This window comes from Rhizobium sp. RU35A (genome assembly GCF_900156005.1).
Taxonomy (GTDB): Bacteria; Pseudomonadota; Alphaproteobacteria; order Rhizobiales; family Rhizobiaceae; genus Neorhizobium; species Neorhizobium straminoryzae.
The window spans coordinates 1-20,844 of sequence record NZ_FTMR01000003.1 but is presented as its reverse complement, the minus strand read 5'-3'; the positions used below and the strand labels follow the sequence as shown (position 1 = coordinate 20,844).

Sequence of the window (20,844 nt, the reverse complement as noted above, 5' to 3'; positions counted from 1 at the left end):
GGGGTCACCATGAGCCACGTGACGTCCATCACGCGATCCGCCGGTTCGAAGCAGGGACTGATCATCCAGTTCGCAAGCAGTTTGACGATCATGGGCTCGGTCATGATCGCGCCCATGCTTCCGAAGATCACAGCCGAGTTTGCAGCGACGGATCCGGGTTCCGTCGATCTCATCCCATTGATCGTTGCAGCTCCGGCCCTTGCAATCGCCCTCTTCGCGCCGATCGCCGGCGTGCTGGCCGATGTTCTCGGTCGAAAAAGGATGCTGTTGATCGGTTGTCTTCTCTACGCGCTGTTTGGCGCGCTGCCGGCCGTGATCGGAGATATCAAGCTCATCGTGCTGTCGCGCCTGCTGTTCGGCTGTGCCGAAGCGATCATCATGACTTGCTGCACAACGCTGATCGCCGATTACTGGGCGCCGGCTGACCGCATGCGCTACATCAACCGACAGGTGATCACGATCGGTGTTGTCGGCGCCTTGTTCTTCGTCATCGGCGGCATTGCCGGAGAGGGATCATGGCGTACGCCGTTCTTCCTCTATCTGGCGCCGCTGCTGATCATACCCGCTGTTATCGCCTGGCTTTGGGAGCCTGATCGGCGCGGTGAGGAAGCTTCTGCGCCAAAACGTCCACAGCAGAAGATCGCATCAACCATTGCCGGTTCCTATTTCCTGATCTTTGCAGGCATGGTCACCTGCTTCGTCGTGACCGTGCAGACGCCCACGGTGCTGGTTGGCCTTGGCGTGACATCCACGTCATTGATCGGCGCTGCGGCAGGGCTTGCCATTCTCTGCACGCTGCTTGGCTCCATTGCGTGGCCATTCTTCCGGGATCGGATCGGCGTTGCTCGTGTCAACGCATGTTTGCTGTGGTTCATGGCTTGCGGCCTGTTCGTCCTGTCGCTTGCGCCGTCCTACCCGGTTGTTCTGGTTGCCATGGTCCTGCAGGGATTTGGCGCAGGCTTCCTTGTTTCGAATGCATCGCTCCCGCTTCTCATGAAACTGCCCGCAGGCTTGCGTGCCCGCGGTATCGGCGGCTTTACCTCATGCCTTTACCTCGGCCAGTTCGCCAGCCCCCTGATTGTCGCGGCCATTGCCGCGCCATTTGGCGGCATTCCGGCGGGTCTTGCAGCCGCCATTGTGATCTGGGGAGTGGTCACGGCGCTGATGGCTTTGGCCTGGCTGTTCGTCGGCGCCTCGAAAAGCCGCGAGCCTGCGCAGACAGGGAATGGCTGAACCGCATTTTTCAGGCGGCGTCCGACATGGCGCCACTCTTGCACAGACACTGAAAGGCACTCCTCGATGAATGTTTCAGCCACCAAGACGACTGTTGACGGTCTTGAGCTTGCGGCTCAGATCCGCAAGGGCACACTCACCCCGGCCGAAGCGCTCTCGGATGCGATTGCGAAGGTCGAAAGGGTTAACCCCCAGCTGAACGCAATCGCCGAAAGGCTTTATGAAACGGCGGAGAACAACGCCCAATCCGATAAGGCTTCCGGTCCCTTTGCGGGCGTACCATTGCTGACCAAAGATCTGTTCACGCCCGTGAAGGGCGCGCGGATGACCAACGGATCGCTTCTGCTGAAGGACAATGTCATGCCCTTCGACGCGGAACTGGTCACGCGTTTCCGCCGCACGGGCTTCACGATCTTCGGCACCACGACCTCCCCGGAATTCGGCAGCTCGTACTCTACTGAATCACGTCTGTTCGGCGCCAGTCGTAATCCCTGGTCGACAGAGCACATCTGTGGCGGATCGAGCGGGGCGGCAGCCGCGATGGTGGCCGCCCGGGTACTTCCTGTTGCCCATGGCAATGATGGCGGCGGCTCCTTGCGGGTGCCGGCCTCCGCCTGCGGCGTGTTCGGCCTGAAGCCGTCCAGGGGCCTGACGCCGATGGGGCCGGCCGTTGGAGAGGGATGGGCCGGCATGAGCACAAGTCATGTTATCAGCATCTCCGTGCGCGACAGCGCCGCTGCGCTCGATCAACTGGCCGGCGCCGATCTCGGCGCCCCCTATGCCGCGCCGCATCATGCCCAGACGCTTCTGTCTGCGGCCACCGGCGCACCACCGAAAGCCCTTCGCATCGGCCTTGTTTCCCACATGGCGCCCTGGCAGAGCCATGATGATTGCATCGAAGCCGTTCAGAAAACCGCGAAACTGTGTGAAGCGCTTGGCCACCAGGTCGAGGAGACGGCATTGCCGGTCGAGGGGCTCGACTTCTATGATCACGTCTTCACGATCATCGGCTCTCAAACCCGAAGCCTGATGAACTTCCTCGGCCGCATTGCGGGCCATCCTATGGACGAGCAGGCGCTGGAAGCCCGCCATCGCGTCATCTTGCGCGACAAGGGACATCTCAGCGGTGCGGAGTATGCGGCAGCCGTCGACTATATCCATGCATTCGGTCGACGCATGGCGCATCTCTTCCAGCGTTACGATGTTCTCCTGACGCCGACCATGGCGCGTCCACCGGCAAAGATCGGCGACTTCGACATCAAGGATGAGGATACGATCGCTACCGTCATTGATAGGTTCCACTCTTTCTCACCGTTTACCGCGCTGTTCAACGCCACCGGGCAGCCTGCCATGTCGGTGCCCTTGCACTGGAACAGGGAAGGTCTGCCGATCGGATCGCAATTTGCAGCGACCTTCGGCGCAGAACCGCTTTTGTTTGCGCTGGCTGCCCAACTCGAACAGGCGTCGCCGTGGGAGCACCGGATTCCACCATTGAACGCCCTTTGACATAATGTCCGAATGGTGTGATGCGCTGATCCTCGTGACAGGAGGATCAGCGTGCCGGCCGATATCGATCCATCTCTTCCGGGCAGCCCCTTCGGCGGCTGCGAGGTGCATCGGGCGATCACGACATGTCGGCAGGCCGGCGTTTTGCGACAGCGGCATTGCAAGGTCAGAATGCCTTTTCATGTTGCGGGCAATCCGGGTGGTGGAACGGATTGACGCTCGATCGAACCTTGCCCATAACCCGGAAAGCAGGCCGCAGGCTGGTTTGGGCACGGGTGTAGGTAGCATTCTTGAAAATCGACCAGAGAACGACCCGGGCGATGAACCGCCGGCTCATCCTCAACCTGATCCGCAAGGAGGGTGCCCTGAGCCGGGCCGATCTGGCCGCGGCAACAGGCTTGAGCCCGGCCGCTGTGACATTCGTGGTCACCGATCTTCTGGCCGAAGGCTACGTCATCGAAGGTGAGACCGCGCCGGGCGGGGGAGGGCGCAGACCCGTACCGCTGTCGATCAATTATCGCGGGAGTCTGGCAATCGGGGTCAAAATGAACCTGGGTTCGCTCGACTGCGTGCTGACCGATCTTTCGACCGCCGTCATTTCCTCTCTGTCCGTCTCCTTTGACAGTCCGTCGCCGCAGACGGTGCTCTCGGCGGCCGAAGCGGCGATCGGGCGGCTCTTGCGCACCGTGCCGGAGCAGGCCGGAAAACTGACAGGCGTTGGCTTTTCAATGCCTGGCACGATCGACATGGCAGCAGGCGTCTGCGTCTCCAGCAATCGTTTCGGCTGGAGGAATGTTCCATTCGCGGGCTTGCTGAGAGAAAGGATCAGTGCGCCGGTCTGGATGGAAGATGATACGCTGGCCTTTGCACTGGCACAGCATCTGTTCGGTCTCGGAAGCCAGCACTCGGTTTTTCTCGCGCTCGCCGTGGGCGTCGGGATCGGGTGCGCGACGGTTGCCAATGGCGTCGTCCTGCGCGGGGCGCATGGCCATGCCGGCAAGCTTGGCCACGTCACGCACCGGCTGGAGGGACCAATGTGTGAATGTGGTCGGATCGGCTGTCTGCAGACCTTTCATTCTGTGCCGGCGATCGTCGACGCCTGGCGACGTGGAAAGGGGCTCGGTTCCGAGCTTGATCGCTACAGCATGAAGGAGGCTGCCCTTCAGGGGGACGACCTTGCCCGCACGCTGCTGCAACGCGCGGGCGAGGATATCGGCGTCCATCTGGCAAATGTCATCAATTCCACCGATCCCGAAGTGGTGCTGGTCGGCGGCGAGGCGGTGACGTTCGGGGATCTTCTGTTCGATCCCATGCGCAAATCGCTTGAACGCTACTGCTATGGCCGCCCGCCGGCCGTGATCCCCGATGAACGCGAGCACTTCTGGGCTGCGGGTGCTGCGGCGCTGGCCATTCAGGGTCTCTTCAATTTCGAAATGGCCACCGGCGGTTGATCCATCTTCTGTCACTGAAAAAAGCGGCGGAGCCGAAGCCCCGCCGCGGGAACACAGTCGGAATGATTGCGCTTGCGCACCGTTCCGGTGGCGTAACCGAACTCAAGCGTAGGACAGGACCGCCGCTCCATATTCCGCAAGCTCCAGAGATCCATCGACCCGTTGGCCGGTCAGGAGATCAATGGACGAAGGCAGGTTCGCGATCTGGCGTGGCGTGTCCGTCACGTTCAGCACGAACAGCAGCTTGCGATCTTCGGCCTGCCTGAGCGTCACTTCCACGCCCTCCGGCAGATCCCGGATCAGGGGCTGTGCACCGGCATCGGCGAGCACCGTCTGCGCCAGGGCTTCGACCAGTTCCTCTCCAAGATAGGTTCCGAGATAGACGACGCGGCCCTTGCCGACGCGGCGGCTGGTAATGGCGGGGCGGCCTTTCGCGAACCAGGCCTTCCAGGTGGCAAGCGCTTCGACGTCGCTGCCGGTTTCCAGCAATTCGTAGAGATGTTCGGCTTCGATCTCGCGGCCGCCGATCTCCAGGCTGTATTTTCGCCCGGCAGAAGACGAAGGCAGGAGGTTCGGCGGAATGAAAAGGCCCTGATCAATCGGGAAGCGCTGGAAGAGACCGGCTCCGTCCTTTGCCGTCAGCCGTCCGAATTCCTCGACGCGCACGCCGCAGAGATCGGCAAGCGCGCCGCCGGGCGCCAGTTCGCGGAGGATGTGGTTGTTGGCGTCCCGCGTTCCGGTCATGGCACCGACGATCAGCGTGCCGCCATTCTCGACGAAGGCGCGCACCTTCGGTGTCCAGGCCTGATCCCACATCACCCAATGGGGAATGTAAAACACCTTCAGGCGGCTCAGATCGTCTTCAGGATGGATGAAGCCGCAGGCAATGCCCGCCTTGTAACAATGGCGGTGCAGAAGTGCCGCATCGTCCATCGGGGAGGGCAGGCCGATCGGATAGGTCTTGTGCGCCTCCTGATTGTCGAAATCGCCACCGGCGATGCCGACATCCATGGCAACCGTCGTCCCGAGCAACTGGTCCTTGATCCGGGAGATGTCTCCGGCGAACTGCTTGGCTTCGGCGTAGCGGCGGCGCGGCACGTCGTCGTGGTCGATGAGGCCCATCCAGTAGATTTCCGCGCCGAAATGGGCTGGACGCCAGCGGAAGAACATCAGGCCATCCGCACCGCGCGCCACCGATGACAGCGCCATGCGGCGCATCTCGCCGGGTTCCGGTGTCATGGTGGTGAAGGACGGTTGGCTGCCGAGGCCGGAGGCCTGTTCCGGCACGATGAAGTTGCCGGCATAGCTGCGGCAGATGTCGAGTTGAAGCGCCTGCGTCGCCGCATGGCCGCCGGTGCGGCGGAACTCGTCATAAAGCATCGGATAGATGTCGAAGCCGATGAAATCGAGATCCTGGCCAAATTCGCCACGGAAATCGATATCGGCGAGATTGCCGAGATTGTGGAAGATGAACCACGCCTCGTTCGTTTCGCGCAGGATCCGCACCTGATCGTGCTGGAAGGCCGCCGTGGCCTGCGCCAGGAAGCGATGATAATCCTGCACATGGCCCGGGCTCAGATAGGATGGTGCCATCGGCAGCGGCAGCACCACCTGATCGAAATTGTCGTAGGCCGTTGCCCAGAAATCGCCGCCCCAGGCAAAGTTGAGCTTGTCGATCGTCTGGTACCGGTGGCGCAGATAGTTGCGGAAGGCGAGCGCACAGGACTCGGAATAGGATTCTGAAACCGTGGTGTTCAGCTCGTTGTCGGTCTGCCAGCCCACCACATGCGGATTGTCCCGATAATGCTCGGCCAGCGCGCGGGTGATACGCCGGCTGTGTTCGCGCAGCACGGGGCTGGTCGTGTCGGCATGCTGGCGGGAGCCATGCGAGGCGCGGCGTCCGTTACGATCGACGCGCAGCACTTCGGGATAGTTCATCGTCAGCCAGCGCGGCGGCGTTGCCGTCGGCGTGCACAGAATGGTCTTGATGCCGCAGTCGGCCAGGATATCGATGGCGCGATCGAACAGGTCGAAATCGAACTTGCCCTCGTAGGGCTCCCAGAGGTGCCAGGCGAATTCGCCCATGCGCACCACGTTGAAGCCTGCATCGCGCATGCGCTCGGCGTCGCGGCGCCAGTAGCTTTCGTCCACATGTTCCGGATAATGCGGAACGCCGAGAAGAAAATCGTCAAGGTTGAGGGTGCGCCAGACGGAGAGGGGCGCGGGCGGTCTGCGTTTCATGATCTGCTCCGGATTATCGGGATTGAATTTCGGGCTTGGCCGGGGTGAGCGTGGCTCCGTCGGAGCCGAACAGATAGGCGTCCGCTGGATCGAAGCCGATGGTGATCTCGCTGTTGGGCGCAACGGCCACGGCGCTGCCGAGCTGGATCGTCACATTGCGCGTGCCGGTGTCCGAGCCGCTGGTGACAAGCGGCGAGGCGTCGGCATAGACCACCGTTTCCCGACCGAGATTTTCGACCAGGCGCACCCTTGCAGGACAGGAAGCCGGCTTGCTGCCGCCAACGGCAAAAGCCTCGGGTCGAATGCCGACGGTTACCGGATCGCCGGTCTTCACTGTCGCGCCCTGGCGAAGCGCGATCCGCAGCGGGGCAAGGCCCGCGAGCTGAACCAGTGCGTCGTCGGTGCCGACCTCGGTGGTGGTCCCTTCGATGAAGTTCATGCGGGGCGCGCCGAGAAAGCCCGCGACGAACCGGTTGACGGGGTTGGCATAAAGCGCGAGCGGGCTGCCGACCTGTTCGATGGCGCCCTTGTTGAGCACGACGATGCGGCTGGCCATGGTCATGGCCTCGACCTGGTCATGCGTCACGTAGATCATGGTCGAGCCAAGCTCGGCATGCAGCGTGGACAGTTCGACGCGCATCTGCGTGCGCAGCGCGGCATCGAGATTGGACAGCGGCTCGTCGAACAGGAAGACATCCGGAGAGCGGGTGATGGCGCGGCCGATTGCGACGCGCTGTCTCTGTCCGCCCGACAGCTGTTTCGGCAGCTTGTCGAGTTGCTCGGTGATCCGCAGGATGTCGGCGGCGCGGCGGACGGCGACATCGATCTCCGCCTTCGGCCGCCTGGCCATGCGCAGGCCGAAGCCCATGTTTTCGGCAACCGTCATGTGCGGATAGAGCGCGTAGGACTGGAACACCATGGCGATGCCGCGATCCCCGGGCTCGGCCTTGGTAACGTCCTTGCCGCCGATGGTGATCTTGCCGGTGTCCACCGTTTCAAGGCCGGCAATGGTCTTCAGCAACGTGGACTTGCCGCAGCCCGAAGGGCCGACCATGACGATGAATTCCCCCTTTTCGATGGTGAGGTCGAGGGATTTCAGGGCATGGTATTGCCCGTAATGCTTGTCCAGCCCGATGAGTTCGACGCTGTTCATGGGGTATCGCTCCCTGTGATGCTGTTGATGGGGCGCGCGGTCATCCTTTGACCGCTCCCATGGTGAGGCCGGAGATGAAGTGTTTCTGCATCAGGAAGAACATCAGCACCGGCGGCACGGCGACGAGGATGGTTGCGGCAGACACGATGTTCCACTGCGACACCCACTCGCCGCGCAGATTGGACAAGCCCGCCGTGACCGGCTTCACCGCGTCCGATTGGGTCAGGACGACGGCCCAGAAATAATCGTTCCAGATGAAGGTGAAGACGAGGATGGCGAGCGCCGCGAGTGCCGGCCTTACCAGGGGTGCCACGATGTGGATCAGCGTCTGCCAGGGAGAGGCACCTTCCGCGCGCGCCGCCTGGAACAGTTCGGATGGCAGCGCCGCGATGAAGTTGCGCATGAAGAGCGTGGCAAAGCCCGTCTGGAAGGCGACATGGAAGAGGATCAGCGCCCAGAACGTGTCATAGAGACCGGTCGCCACCATCAGGTCGCGGATCGGTATCATCATGATCTGTTGCGGCAGGAAGTTTCCGCCGACGAACAGCGCAAAGATCACCATGGCGCCGGGGAAGGGATAGCGCGACAGCACGAAGCCCGTCATCGTCGACAGGACGAGCACCGCAATCGTCGAGGGAATGGTGATGATCAGGCTGTTGAGGAAATAGTCCAGCATCTTCGATTGCTGGAACACGGCGGCATAGTTCTCGAAAACCTGGATCTTCGAGGGCCAGCCCCAGTAGTTTCCGGCCATCACGTCGTCGAACGACCGGAAGGAGGTCATGATCACCGCAAACAGCGGCAGCAACCAGAGGGCCAGAACAAGGGCCACCAGCAGCCCATAGGCGAAGCGCGACAGCGGGCGATTTTCGGGGATGGCGCGGGGATACATGGTCACGCTCCTTTTTCGGCCCGGATGAGGCCGCGGAGATACCAGGCGATGAACACCGCCATGATGAGGAAGAGGATGGTGGCGATGGCCGCGCCATAGCCGAAGCGATAGGAGAACAGCGACTGCTCGTACATCTGGTAGGCAAGCGTCGTGGATGAACCGAAGGGACCGCCGGCCGTCATTACGGAAATGGCATCAAACGAGCGAAGCGCGCCGACAATGGTGATAGCCACCGCGATGAAGGCCACCTGTGTCAGTTGCGGCAGCACCACATGCCAGAGCATCGCCAGACCCCGGGCGCCATCGACGCGGCCCGCACCGATCAGTTCCTCGTCCAGATTGTTGAGCCCGGCGAGAAACAGCACCATGCAGAAGGCGATCTGCGGCCACAGCGCGGAGGCAACGACGGCGAAGGTGACCAGGTGTTCGTCGGACAACAGCGCCGGCGCCTCTGCGCCAAAGGCCCGGAAAAGAAGGGCGAGCAGCCCGAAGGTCGGGTCGTAGAACCAGGTGAAGATGACGCCGACGGTGACGGTTGCCAGCACCAGCGGCATGAAGAACAGTGACTTCATCACGCGCATGCCGGCAATCTTCTGGTTGACCAGAAAGGCGATGGCGAGCCCGGCCGGCGGCGCCAGCAGGAACATCAAAAGCCAGATGAGATTGTTATTCAGCGACACATAGAACTGGGGATCATCCAGAAGCTCGCGATAGTTGGCGAGCCCGACCCAGGTCTTTACTCCCATGCCGTCCCAGTCGAAGAACGAAATCCAGAAGGTTTCGAGCGACGACCAGATGATCACCACGAGAAACAGAAAAAGGCCGGGCGCCAGAAGAAGCGCCGGCGTGAGCCAGTTGCGATGGCGCCGCCACCAGATGGTCATGGAAAACTCTCCTCGAAGACGGGAGGCGTGTCGCCTCCCGTAAACCGCATCGGCCTCAGCCGTAGATGCGGGCGCGTGTGCGTTCGATCTGGCCGAGGATCTGCTCGCGCCGTTCGGGCCGGACCATGAATTCCTGAAAACCCTTCATGCCGGCCTGAGCGAGGTCGGGATCGGTATCGCGGTCAAAATACTGCGCGGTTCCCTTGATCGTCTTCATGCTCTCGGCGGCCATCTTCAGGATGGGATCATTGCCGACAGGGCAATCGCTGCGGGCCGGCATATTGCCCTCCGGCGCGAGATAGGCCCCCAGATTTTCCGGCTTGTAGAAATAGGCAAGGAATTCCTTTGCAGCCTCCTTGTTCCTGGCGCCCGAGGGAATGTGGATGGAATCCACCGAGAAATCCTCATACTGGGCCACACCCGGCCTGATGCTCGGAAAGGGCTTGAAACGCACCTGCGCCAGATCGTCGACCGGGAAGGCGTATTTGATAAAGTTGCCGAGATCGATCATCGCGGCCTTCTTCTGCACCACGGCAGCGGCGGCCGGATCCCAGGCATAGGAGGTGTGGTTGGCGGAGAAGAAGTCGGCCTTGACCAGACGCTCCCAGAGATCGAAGACCTCCTTCAGCGATGCGTCGGTATATTTGATCTTGCCGGCCATCAGGTCCATGTGATGGTCGAGACCATTGATGCGCAGGTTCATGTGATCGAACCAGCCGCCGGCCGTCCACATGTCCTTGGTGCCGATGGACATCGGCGTGAGCCCCGCCTTCTTGGACTGAGCGGCCAGCGTGAAGAAGTCTTCGAAGGTTTCCGGTGCCTTCAGGCCGAACTGATCGAACGTATCCTGCCGGTAGAACAGGCCCCAGAGAATGCCGCCGGTGGGCAGGCCATATTGCTTGCCGTTGACCGTGACGGCACCGATCGAGGTGCCCATCGGGCCGGCCCAGTTTTCCTTGGCGATCAGGTCGGAAATATCCTCGAACAGGTTCTTTTCGACGAAGGAGCGCATGCGCTGTCCCGAAAACCAGAAGCAGATGTCCGGCGGGCTTGCGACGAGATAGTTGCGGATGGCGGTCTTGTGCGCCTCGTGGTCCATATTGTTGACGGTGACGCTGACGCCGGCGGCTTTGCCGAAGTCTGCCGCGATGTTTTCCACCGCCTTGCGCTGGTCGGCATTGCCACGGTTGGAGATGATGGTGAGCTGGCGCGATTGCGCAATGGCCGGCGTAAACAGGGCGGTCGATGCCGCAGCACCCATGCCGCCCATGAAGGCGCGGCGGGTGGGGCGCAGGGAAATTCTGTCGATGGTCATGGGTCTCTCCTCCGCCAGGAACCTCATCCTGGCGCCGGAAAAACATCAGAAACGGTCAGCGCTGTCAAATATTAATTTAATAAATAAAAAAACTTCTTCCCCCATAGTGCGGTGGCGGTGCGACTGCGAGAACTCGCAGATTGTCGTGCGTTGGCGACGCGGGGCAGCGCGCCGTCTGTGAGGCTTGCTGGCCCATTGCCCCAATCCTTGATGTGCGACACCGTCAGGCCGAGGCAAGCGCCGATGGCAGCCGGGTTTGGCTGACGCGTCCGCGCGGCTGGATGGGCAAGACGATCACTCGTTCATCTTGATATGCCTTCTGGCGAACGCGATCAGGCTTTCGATATGGGCGGCAACGGCCTTGCGGCCAGCTTCGGCGTCCTTGCGCTGCAGGGCGTCGATGATCAGCAGGTGCTCGGTCGAATCCGGGGTCAGCCGGTCCTTCAGCCGGCCGATTTCGAACAGGCGCGTGGTGGCGCGCAGGTTGCGCAGCACCTTGGCCATCACCTCATTGCCGCAGTAATCGATGATCAGGTTGTGCAGGTGGTCGTCCGAGAACCAGTGGGCATCGGTGTGATAGATCGTGGCGCCCATCAACTCGTCGATTTCGCGGCGCACCTCGATCAGCTTGCGGCCGGGAATGCTGTCCATGGCCTCCACCGCCGCCTGCGGCTCGATCAGCAGCCGGAGCTTCAGGCTCTGGATGTATTCGCCGATATCCACATGGCGCACCACGTAATTGCGCCCGTCTCCCTTGTGCACCAGGCCTTCGCCCTCCAGCCGCTGCAGCGCCTCGCGCAGCGGCGTGCGGGAAATGCCGAGCGTTTCGGCCAACCGCGCCTCCACGATGACATGGCCGCCGCCGAGCCGGCGATGACGGATCATTTCCGACACGGCATTATAGGCCTGGGCGGCAAGCTTGTGGCTGGCCCGCGCGGGTCTGTCGGTCTCGATGTCTGTGTCTGGCTGTGTCATGTCTGTGCTCCCGCCATGGATTATTCAATGTTTCGCGTCTGGGCGCGATGACCTTTTCTTGCCCTTTGCCTCCGTCCATGGCAGGCACCATGACGATGGACGGGGAGCCGCGACCTATGGATGAGAGCCGGGGCACAGACAAGAGTCTGGCCGACGAAACCTACCGCACGCTTCTGGACGAGATCCTCTCGACCAAACTCGCTGGCGGCTCCGTCGTGCAGGAGCGGCGGCTGGCGGACCGGCTCGGCGTGTCCCGCTCGCCAATGCGCGATGCGCTGGGCCGCCTGGAAGGGCAGGGGCTTCTGGTGCGCAATGCCAAGGGCGTGCTGACGGTGCGGATCATCACCCTTGCCGACTATCTGAGCAGCATGGCGATGCGCCTGCTGATCGAGCCGAGTGCGGCCGCCCAGGCCTGCGAACACATCGACGACGCCCGCATCGCCGATCTTCAGGCCATGCTCGATGCGATTGCCGCCGATCCCGATCCGGACCCCGCCTTAGTCTGGTCCTTCGACCATGCGCTTCATCAGAGCGTCGGCGAGGCGAGCGGCAATCCTTTTCTGGCCGATACCATCGTACAGATGCGGCGCTACACGACGATCTTCGAACGCCAGCGCAAGCTTGCCCAGCGGAAGCCGGGCCTGTCCGACCACCAGTCTATCCTTGAGGCGCTGAAGGCGCGAAACGCCGAGGCGGCGCGCGCGGCGATGACGCTGCATCTGGAACAGGCGCGGCAGAACGTGCTCGCCTCCTACTAGGGCCCGCAAGGGTCTGCATTCCGGCTCGTCTGGGTTCATGCGTCAGGCTCGAAGGAGGGGCTTGCGGAGGCTCGGCTGTTTGTGTATATAAATGGTATACCAATTGAATGCGATTGCGCAAGCATCCTTCCTTGGTTGCAAACAACATCAAAAAATCGCCAGAGGTCCCCATGTCATTCCGCATTTTTCCGATTGCTTCCGCGCTGCTTGTCGCCAGCGCTGCTGCCGCCTTCGCCGAGGATTGCGCGCCGAAGGTTGATGCCGCCGAGCTGATCAAGCCGGGCACACTCGTCATGGCCACCAATCCCACTCTGCCGCCGCTGCAATTCGTCGATTCCTCCGGCGAGCTGAAGGGCATGCGCGTGGAACTCGGAAAGGAGATCGCCAAGCGCCTGTGCCTGAAGCCGGAATATATCCGCATCGAATTCTCGGCGATGATTCCGGGCCTGCAGGCCGGCCGCTGGGACATGATCAATACCGGCATCTTCTTCACCCCCGAGCGCGCCAAGATCATGCAGATGATCCCCTACGAGGATCAGGCGATCAGCGTCTCGGTTCCCGTCGGCAAGACCGCAATCAAGGACAAGGACGGGCTCGACGGGCTGCGCGTCGGCGTCGAACTCGGCGGCTTTGAGGAAACGAAGACCCGCGCGCTCGATGCCGAGCTGAAGGCTGCCGGCAAGAAGGGTCTGACGATCCAGACCTTCGACAACTTCGCGCTGGCCTATCAGGCGCTGCGCGCCGGCCAGGTCGAGGGCGTGGTGTCGATCGACGGCGTGGCCAAGGAATACGAGACGCGCGGCGATTTCCGCCGTGCCGTCAGCGGGCTCTATCCGGCCCCGGTGGCCGTCGCCTTCAAGAGCCCGAAGCTTGCCGATGCCGTCTCTGCCGTGATGAAGGAGATGAAGGCCGACGGCTCGCTCGCCAAGCTGTTCGACAGCTACGGCCTGCCGATGGTGGCCGGCGACTATTCCGTCAAGGGGCCGGGCCGCTGATCGCTCAGCGACCGAACCATCGGGTGCCGGTGTTTCGCCGGCACCATCCACCGCGGCAAGAAAGGCCTCCTCATGTCGTTCTGGAGCTGGTCCGGCTTCTTTGACTATCTCGTCAACCCGTTCATTCTCGGCGGCGTTCTGATCACCATCTGGCTGACCGCCGTCTCGCTGGTGTTCGGCCTGATGCTCGGCCTGTTGATCGCCCTGATGCGCCGCTCGAGGCTCAGGCCGGTCAGAAGTCTCGGCGCCTTCTATGTCTGGCTGTTTCGCGGCACGCCCCTTCTGGTGCAGCTGATCGTCATCTACACGGCCTTGCCGCAGATGGGCATCCGCTTCTCCGTCGTCCAGGCGGCGCTGATCGGCCTTGCGCTGAACGAGGCCGCCTATCTCGCGGAAATCATCCGCGCCGGCATCCAGGCCGTTCCGGACGGGCAGTCGCGCGCGGCCCGCGCGCTCGGCATGACGGAACGCCAGATCATGCGCCACATCGTGATGCCGCAGGCCTTCAAGGTCATCATTCCGCCGCTCGGCAATTCCGTCAACGGCCTGCTCAAGACGACCTCGGTCACCTCGGTCATCTCCATGGAAGAGCTTTTGCGGCGCACGCAGGTGCTGATCCAGGAGAAGTTCATGGTGCTGGAACTCTTCGCGGTCGCCGCGCTCTATTATCTCCTTCTCACCTCGGTCTGGGATTTCGTGCAACGGCGCATCGAGCGTCGCTTCGGCCAGTCCACCGCCGTTGCCAGCCTCACCGAAAAACGCTGAATTCATAAAAGGGTAATCGCATGTCCAAGCCATTTCGCGGCGTCTTCACCGTGATGATCACGCCGGTCGACGATCAGGGAAAGGTCAATCTGCCGGCGCTCGAAGCCTTCACCGACTGGCAGATCCGCGAGGGTGTGCATGGCCTGATCCCGCTCGGCTCCACCGGCGAATTCCTGTCGCTGTCGCAGGCTGACTGGGAGGCGGTTGCCCGCACGGTCATCGCAACGGCTGCCGGCCGCGTGCCGGTCCTGATCGGAACGGGCGCGGAGGATACGCGCGAGGCCGTCAGGCTGAGCCGCAAGGCTGAGGCGATGGGCGCCGATGGCGTGATGATCATCCCGCCCTTCTATTCGACGCCGACCGACGACGAGCTGGTGGAGCATTATCGCCGGATCGCTGCGGCGATCTCCATTCCGATCATGGTCTACAACAATCCGGCCACCTCGAATGTCGACATGAAGCCGGAGCTGCTGGCCCGCATCGCCGAGATCGACGGCTGCGACTACGTCAAGGAATCGACGCTCGAGGTGACGCGCATTCGCGATATCGTGCGGCTCGCCGGGGACAGAATGACACCGTTCGGCGGGATCCTGGGCTTTGAATCCTTCGTCATGGGCGCGCAGGGCTGGGTAGCAGTCGCTTCCAACGTGGCGCCGGGGCCGATGGCGCGGATCTTCGAACTCGCCGCCGACGAGAAGCGCTACGAGGAGGCGCGCGCGCTTTATCTCGAATGGCTGCCGATCATTCAGGCGGTCGGCGGGCAGGCCTATGTGGCGGGCTCGAAGGCGCTGCTCGGCCATATGGGCTTTGCGGCGGGTGCCCCGCTGCCGCCGCGCCTTCCCCTGCCGCCGGCACAGGATGCCGCCATGCAGGCGCTGGTCGAGCGGTTCGGCCTGCGCTTTGCGCACTGAACCGGAGCCCGGACGATGCCAGCCTCCGTGCCAGAAGACACGACAGTGACGGTCTATATCGACGGAAAGCCGCATCGCTGCGCGGCGGAGCTGTCCGTTGCGGCGCTGATGGCATCGCTCGACCGCCCCGGCTTTTCCAGGGATGCGGCCGGAGAGCTGCGCGGCCAGTTCTGCGGCATGGGCGTCTGCCACGATTGTCTTGTGAAGATCGACGGGCGCACCAGCCAGCGGGCCTGTTTGAGCGCCGTTGCCGACGGCATGCGCATCGAGCGGCAGCAGGCGCGGCCGGATATCGCCGATGCCCTGCTTGCCCCCCTGCAGCCTCTTCCGGACAAGATCGAGAGCCGCGCCATGGATCTCCTGGTGATCGGCGCGGGGCCGGGCGGACTGGCGGCGGCGGTTGCGGCAGCGTCCGCCGGAGCATCCGTCACCGTTCTCGACGAGCGCCCCAAGGCCGGTGGACAGTATTACAAGCAGCCGGCGACGGCGCCCGCCCGCCTGGCACTTCAGGCCGATGCGCAGGCCGGCGAAGGGGCTGCCCTGATTGCCCGTGCCGTGGCGCTCGGCATCCGCTTCCTGCACGCCGTGACCGTCTGGGGTGCGGCGCGCGGAGAGGATGGGCAGCCGGTCATCGCCTGCCTCGGCCCGGACGGCGCCTTCTATTGCCAGCCGCGCTTTCTGGTGATCGCCACAGGCGCCTTCGAGCGACCGGCCCCCGTGCCCGGCTGGACCCTGCCCGGCGTGATGACCGCCGGTGCGGCGCAAACGCTTCTGCGCAGCTATGGCGTGCTGCCCGGCCGCAGGATCGTCATTGCCGGCAACGGTCCGCTCAACATTCAGATCGCGGGCGAAATCCTGAAGGCCGGGGGCGAGGTCCTCTGTCTGGCGGAGCGGGCGCCCGCCCCCTGGCAGCGGCCGCGCCAGGCAGCCGCCCTGCTGCGTCACGATCCCGCGCTCGCCTGGAAGGGGATGAAGGATCTCGTGCGGCTGGAGCAGGCGGGCGTGACGCTTGCCTTTGAAAGCGAGGTGCACTCCATCGCGGGAGAGGGCCGGGTGCGCGCGGTCACGCTCGTAAGCGGCGGCATCGAAACGACGATCGAGGCAGACACGGTGCTGATCGGCGGCGATTTCGCGCCCGCCAACGAATTGTCGCGCCTTCTCGGGTGCACCCATTCCGTCGGGTCGGGCGGGACGCTCGTCGCCGATTGCCGCGAGGATGGCGAGAGTTCGCTTGCCTCGGTGCATATCGTCGGCGAGGCGCGGCTGTTCGGCGGCGCGCAGGTGGCGCTGGCGCAAGGCCGGCTCGCGGGGCTTTCGATTGCCGAAAAGCTCGGCCTGACGGCCCCCGCCGATCCGGCGGCGCGGCGCCGGCTGGCCCGCGCCAGAGCCTTCCAGTCGGCGCTCTGGGATCTCTTTGCGCCGGCAGCGTTTGCCTCGGCCACGCCGGACACCACCATCGTCTGCCGCTGCGAAAGCGTGACCGCCGGCGCGCTCGCAGACGTCATCCGGCAGGGCAGGGCGGACATCGCCACGCTGAAGCGGCTGACGCGGGCGGGCATGGGCCGCTGCCAGAGCCGATACTGCGGCCGCACGCTCGCCACGCTGGCCGACACGGCACCGGCGGAAACGCCGAAAGGAGAAACAAGCCGGCGCGAAACGCCGCGCAGCGAGACGACCGGCTTCCTTGCGCCGCAAATGCCGTTGCGGCCCGTCCCTCTTGCGGCACTGGCGGTGGAAAAGCCCGAATGGGGCGGCCACAAGCGGGCGCTGCTGCCGGAACGTCCGCCACTGCCGGCGCCTTCGCCCCTGCCGCTGACAGAGGCCGCGACAGTGGTAATCGGGGCCGGCATTGCGGGGCTCGCCACCGCGCTGTTTCTGGCGGAAGCGGGCGAGGACGTGGTGGTGCTGGAGCGCGGCTTTCCCGGCGGCCTGGCGTCGGGCGGCAATGCGGGCAGCCTGCATGCGCAGCTTCTGTCCTTCGATCACGGCGCCCGCGCCGAAGGCGGCGGCGGGGCCGCCGCGCGCACCCTTACCCTGCAACGGGATTCGATCGACCTCTGGCGGCGGCTGGAAACGCAGCTTGGCCGCGATTTCGAGATGAAGATCACCGGCGGCCTGATGGTGGCCGAAACGGAGGCCCATCTGCGCTTCCTCGAGGAAAAGACGCGGGTGGAGCGGGAAAACGGTATCGACTGCCACGTGATCGGCCAGAATGATCTGAGGCGGCTGGAGCCGCTCCTCTCCGAGGCGATGATCGGCGCGGCCTATTGCCCGATGGAAGGCAAGATCAATCCGCTCGTCGCCACCCGGCATGTGCTGGAGGGTGCGGTCGCGGCTGGCGCCCGCATTCTCGACCGAACGGAGGTGCTGGCGATCGCGCCCGGGGCGGGCGGCTTCGATATCGTCACCTCCCGCGGCCGGCTGAGGGCCGGGCGCATCGTCAACGCCGCGGGTGCGTTTGCCGGGCGGATCGGCGCCATGCTCGGCCTCGACATTCCCGTGTTCGGGGCGCCGTTGCAGATGGTGGTGACGGAGGCCGCGGCGCCCGCCATTTCCCATCTCGTCGCGCATGCCGACCGGCATCTGACGCTGAAGCAGGCCGCCAACGGCAATTTTCTGATCGGCGGCGGCTGGACGGCGGGGCTCGACCCGGTGCACAGCCATCCGCGTCCCCTGTTTTCGAGCCTGGAGGGCAATCTCTGGGTGGCGCAGCATGTCGTTCCAGGGCTGCGCAAGCTGCATGTCATCCGCAGCTGGGCCGCCATGAACATCAATATCGACGGCGCACCGATCCTCGGCGAACATCCGGCCCTGCCGGGCGTCTTCACCGCCGTGACATCCAATGGCTACACGCTGGGGCCGATTGTCGGCCAGTTGACCGCAGCGCTCGTTCTTGGCCGCGATCCCGGGCGGGATCTGTCGGCCTTTTCCATCCGCCGCTTCCAAGGAGGACGATGATGATCGAAATCACGGGCGTGACGAAATATTACGGCACCTATCCGGTGTTGAAGAACTGCTCGACGCATGTGTCGAAGGGCGAAGTGGTGGTGGTCTGCGGGCCGTCCGGTTCGGGCAAATCCACACTGATCAAGTGCGTGAACGCGCTCGAGCCCATTCAGCAGGGATCGATCAAGGTCGATGGCATCGAGGTCAACGATCCGGACACCAACCTGCCGGATCTGCGCTCGCGCGTCGGCATGGTGTTCCAGAACTTCGAGCTGTTTCCGCATCTCAGCATCGAGGAAAACATCATGATCGCCCAGCGCATCGTGCTCGGCCGCTCGGAAAGTCTTGCCAGAAAGCAGGCGATGACCCTGCTCGACCGGGTGGGGATGAGCGGCCATGCACAAAAATATCCGGGCCAGTTGTCCGGCGGGCAGCAGCAGCGCGTGGCGATTGCCCGCGCTCTCGCGATGAACCCCAAGGCCATGCTGTTCGACGAGCCGACTTCCGCGCTCGATCCGGAAATGATTTCGGAAGTGCTGGATGTGATGACGAACCTTGCCCGCGAGGGAATGACCATGATGGTCGTGACCCATGAAATGGGCTTTGCCCGCCGCGTGGCCACCCGCATGATCTTCATCGACCAGGGCGAGATCGTCGAGGACCGGCCGACGGAGGCATTTTTCACCGAAGGCCGCAATTCGCGCGCCGAGGCCTTTCTCAGCAAGATCCTGCATCATTGAGGGCAACAGGGATGAGCACGTTCGATCTGACGATCCGCGGCGGCACGATTGCCACCGCCTCCGATGTCTTTCACGCCGATATCGGCATCCGGGACGGCCGGATCGTCCAGATCGGCGAACGGCTTGACGGCGACGGTCCGGTGATCGACGCCACCGGCAAATATGTCCTTCCCGGCGGGATCGACAGCCATGTGCACATCTCGCAGCCCTCCGGGGACGGCATCGTGATGGCGGATGATTTCGAAAGCGGCACGCGCTCGGCGATCTTCGGCGGCAATACCACCATCATGCCCTTCTGCCTGCAGGAAAAGGGCCGGCCGATGCGCGAGGCGCTGAGCGCCTACCACGCGCTTGCCGAGGGCAATTGCTATACGGATGTCAGTTTTCACCTGATCGTCTCCGATCCGACAGACTCGCTGCTCGGCCAGGAACTGCCGGCGCTTGCCGCCGACGGCTATGCCTCCATGAAGGTCTTCATGACCTATGAGGGCCTGCGCCTCAACGATGCCGAGATCCTGAAGACGCTCGACGTGGCCCGTTCGACCGGCGCGACGGTGATGGTCCATTGCGAGAACGAGGATGCGATCCGCTTCCTTATTGCCCGCCATGAAGCGGCCGGCGACGTGGCGCCGCGCGCGCATGCCGCGACCCGGCCGGTCGCCGTGGAGCGCGAGGCCACTCATCGCGCCCTGACGCTCGCCGAAATCGCCGACGTGCCGATCGTCATCGTGCATGTCTCGAACGGCGAGGCCATGGAGGAGATTTCGCGTGCCCGGGCGAGGGGTCTGAAGGTCGTGGGCGAAACCTGCCCGCAATACCTGATGCTGACGGCCGACGATCTCGACGGCATGGACTGGGAGGGGGCGAAGTTCGTGTGCTCACCGCCGCCGCGCGACAAGGCGGCCCAGGCCGATTGCTGGCGCGGCATCGAGACCGGCGTCTTCGATCTCTTCTCCTCCGACCACTGCCCCTTTCGCTACGAGGACGAGCGCGGCAAGCTGAATACGAGGGGCCGGCAGAGCTTCCGCCACATTCCGAACGGCATTCCGGGCGTCGAGACGCGCCTGCCGATCCTGTTTTCGGAAGGCGTAATGAAGGGGCGGATCGATCTGCCGCGCTTCGTCGCGCTCTCTGCCACCAACCATGCCAAGACCTACGGCCTCTATCCGCAGAAGGGCACGATCGCCATCGGCGCAGATGCCGATCTTGCGATCTGGGACCCTGGCCTGACCCGCACGATCCGCCACGCCGATCTGCATGACGGCGCCGACTATTCGCCCTATGAGGGGATCGAGGTGACCGGCTGGCCGACGACGGTCATTCTCGGCGGTCACGTGATGATCCGCGACGGCGAACTTTTGGGCCGCAAGGGCCAGGGCCTCTATCGCCCGGCCCGCACGCGGCCTGCCCCCTCACTCTGAACCTTGCTGGAGACAGGACACCATGAAGCTCAAGATTACCGCCGGCCCCTTCGTTTTCGACGCGGTGCTGGAAACCGAAAAGGCGCCGCAGACCTCAAAGGCCTTTGCCGAACGCCTGCCGTACGAAGGCCAGATCGTGCATGTCCGCTGGTCCGGCGAAGGCGTCTGGATCCCGCTCGGCGATTATAATTTCGGGGTCGGGTACGAAAACCACACCAGCCACCCCGCGCCGGGCCACATCATTCTTTATCCCGGCGGCATCAGCGAAACGGAAATTCTGCTGGCCTATGGCGGCGTCGACTTTTCCTCGAAAATGGGTCAGCTCGCCGGCAACCACTTCATCACCATCACCTCCAACCTCGACAAGCTGCCGATCCTCGGCAACAAGGTTCTTTGGCAGGGCGCCCACACGATCAGGTTCGAGGTGGCGTGACCTGTATCAGCCGGCTGCGGCCCAGGCCGCATTCGCATCGAATTGAAGGCGATAAAAGCGGGCCGGAGCAAACTCTCCGGCCCTCTTGAGCGAGAATGAATGTTCCATAAGCTGGATTACGCGGCTGGCGCATGTAGCCGCAAAGTTAGAATGTCCTGTTTCTGCAAAGTTGGAATGTCACACTCCCCGGCTCTGACAGTTGTCTGGGAGATTGCAGATGGGATT

General features: G+C 63.5%; 17 protein-coding genes. 11 read left to right on the top strand and 6 right to left on the bottom strand.

Going from position 1 to position 20,844, the window contains the following annotated elements; translation table 11 throughout:
- The first annotated feature begins 9 nt into the window (after nt 1-9).
- From F3H95_RS08675 to F3H95_RS08665, 3 genes are all read left to right on the top strand, one after another.
- A complete protein-coding gene (locus F3H95_RS08675) occupies nt 10-1,233 on the top strand; it encodes an MFS transporter (RefSeq protein WP_149745652.1) in 1,224 nt (407 codons plus the stop codon).
- Nucleotides 1,234-1,299: 66 nt separating this feature from the next.
- Entirely contained in the window at nt 1,300-2,739 is a 1,440-nt protein-coding gene (locus F3H95_RS08670) for an amidase (protein ID WP_149745651.1), read from the top strand.
- Nucleotides 2,740-3,029: 290 nt separating this feature from the next.
- Nucleotides 3,030-4,190 carry an ROK family transcriptional regulator gene (locus F3H95_RS08665; RefSeq protein WP_244617944.1) on the top strand — a complete coding sequence of 387 codons (1,161 nt, stop codon included), beginning with the start codon at nt 3,030-3,032 and terminating at the stop codon, nt 4,188-4,190.
- A 102-nt stretch (nt 4,191-4,292) separates the two neighbouring features.
- Here the strand turns inward: F3H95_RS08665 and F3H95_RS08660 are convergent, their stop codons facing one another.
- The 6 genes from F3H95_RS08660 to F3H95_RS08635 form a co-directional block, all read right to left on the bottom strand.
- A complete protein-coding gene (locus tag F3H95_RS08660) occupies nt 4,293-6,431 on the bottom strand; it encodes a beta-galactosidase (RefSeq protein ID WP_149745650.1) in 2,139 nt (712 codons plus the stop codon).
- A 13-nt stretch (nt 6,432-6,444) separates the two neighbouring features.
- Complete coding sequence (locus F3H95_RS08655; protein WP_149745649.1) at nt 6,445-7,584, bottom strand: ABC transporter ATP-binding protein; 1,140 nt, start codon at nt 7,582-7,584, stop codon at nt 6,445-6,447.
- A gap of 40 nt (nt 7,585-7,624) precedes the next feature.
- Nucleotides 7,625-8,476 (bottom strand): carbohydrate ABC transporter permease, encoded by an 852-nt coding sequence (locus tag F3H95_RS08650; protein ID WP_143127427.1) that lies wholly within the window; start codon nt 8,474-8,476, stop codon nt 7,625-7,627.
- A 2-nt stretch (nt 8,477-8,478) separates the two neighbouring features.
- On the bottom strand, nt 8,479-9,360 hold the full coding sequence (locus F3H95_RS08645; RefSeq protein ID WP_149745648.1) for a sugar ABC transporter permease: 882 nt from the start codon (nt 9,358-9,360) through the stop codon (nt 8,479-8,481).
- Between the two features lie 55 nt (nt 9,361-9,415).
- On the bottom strand, nt 9,416-10,675 hold the full coding sequence (locus F3H95_RS08640; protein ID WP_149745647.1) for an ABC transporter substrate-binding protein: 1,260 nt from the start codon (nt 10,673-10,675) through the stop codon (nt 9,416-9,418).
- Between the two features lie 294 nt (nt 10,676-10,969).
- Nucleotides 10,970-11,650 carry a GntR family transcriptional regulator gene (locus F3H95_RS08635; protein WP_143127423.1) on the bottom strand — a complete coding sequence of 227 codons (681 nt, stop codon included), beginning with the start codon at nt 11,648-11,650 and terminating at the stop codon, nt 10,970-10,972.
- A 116-nt stretch (nt 11,651-11,766) separates the two neighbouring features.
- On the opposite strand from F3H95_RS08635, the gene F3H95_RS08630 reads away from it, so the two are divergent.
- The 8 genes from F3H95_RS08630 to F3H95_RS08595 all read left to right on the top strand — a co-directional run bounded on the left by F3H95_RS08630 (nt 11,767) and on the right by F3H95_RS08595 (nt 20,619).
- Complete coding sequence (locus F3H95_RS08630; RefSeq protein WP_149745646.1) at nt 11,767-12,408, top strand: GntR family transcriptional regulator; 642 nt, start codon at nt 11,767-11,769, stop codon at nt 12,406-12,408.
- A 170-nt stretch (nt 12,409-12,578) separates the two neighbouring features.
- Complete coding sequence (locus tag F3H95_RS08625; RefSeq protein WP_149745645.1) at nt 12,579-13,403, top strand: ABC transporter substrate-binding protein; 825 nt, start codon at nt 12,579-12,581, stop codon at nt 13,401-13,403.
- Nucleotides 13,404-13,475: 72 nt separating this feature from the next.
- Nucleotides 13,476-14,168, top strand: a complete 693-nt coding sequence (locus F3H95_RS08620; protein WP_149745644.1) for an amino acid ABC transporter permease — start codon at nt 13,476-13,478, stop codon at nt 14,166-14,168.
- Nucleotides 14,169-14,188: 20 nt separating this feature from the next.
- Entirely contained in the window at nt 14,189-15,079 is an 891-nt protein-coding gene (locus F3H95_RS08615) for a dihydrodipicolinate synthase family protein (protein WP_149745643.1), read from the top strand.
- Between the two features lie 15 nt (nt 15,080-15,094).
- Entirely contained in the window at nt 15,095-18,037 is a 2,943-nt protein-coding gene (locus tag F3H95_RS08610) for an FAD-dependent oxidoreductase (RefSeq protein ID WP_149745642.1), read from the top strand.
- Nucleotides 18,037-18,765: an amino acid ABC transporter ATP-binding protein gene (locus tag F3H95_RS08605; RefSeq protein ID WP_149745641.1), complete on the top strand. Its 729-nt coding sequence runs from the start codon at nt 18,037-18,039 to the stop codon at nt 18,763-18,765. Before F3H95_RS08610 ends, F3H95_RS08605 begins: the two co-directional genes overlap by 1 nt.
- Nucleotides 18,766-18,776: 11 nt before the next feature.
- Nucleotides 18,777-20,186 carry a dihydropyrimidinase gene (gene hydA / locus F3H95_RS08600; protein ID WP_149745640.1) on the top strand — a complete coding sequence of 470 codons (1,410 nt, stop codon included), beginning with the start codon at nt 18,777-18,779 and terminating at the stop codon, nt 20,184-20,186.
- Between the two features lie 22 nt (nt 20,187-20,208).
- Complete coding sequence (locus F3H95_RS08595; protein ID WP_149745639.1) at nt 20,209-20,619, top strand: DUF3830 family protein; 411 nt, start codon at nt 20,209-20,211, stop codon at nt 20,617-20,619.
- Nucleotides 20,620-20,844: the final 225 nt, after the last annotated feature.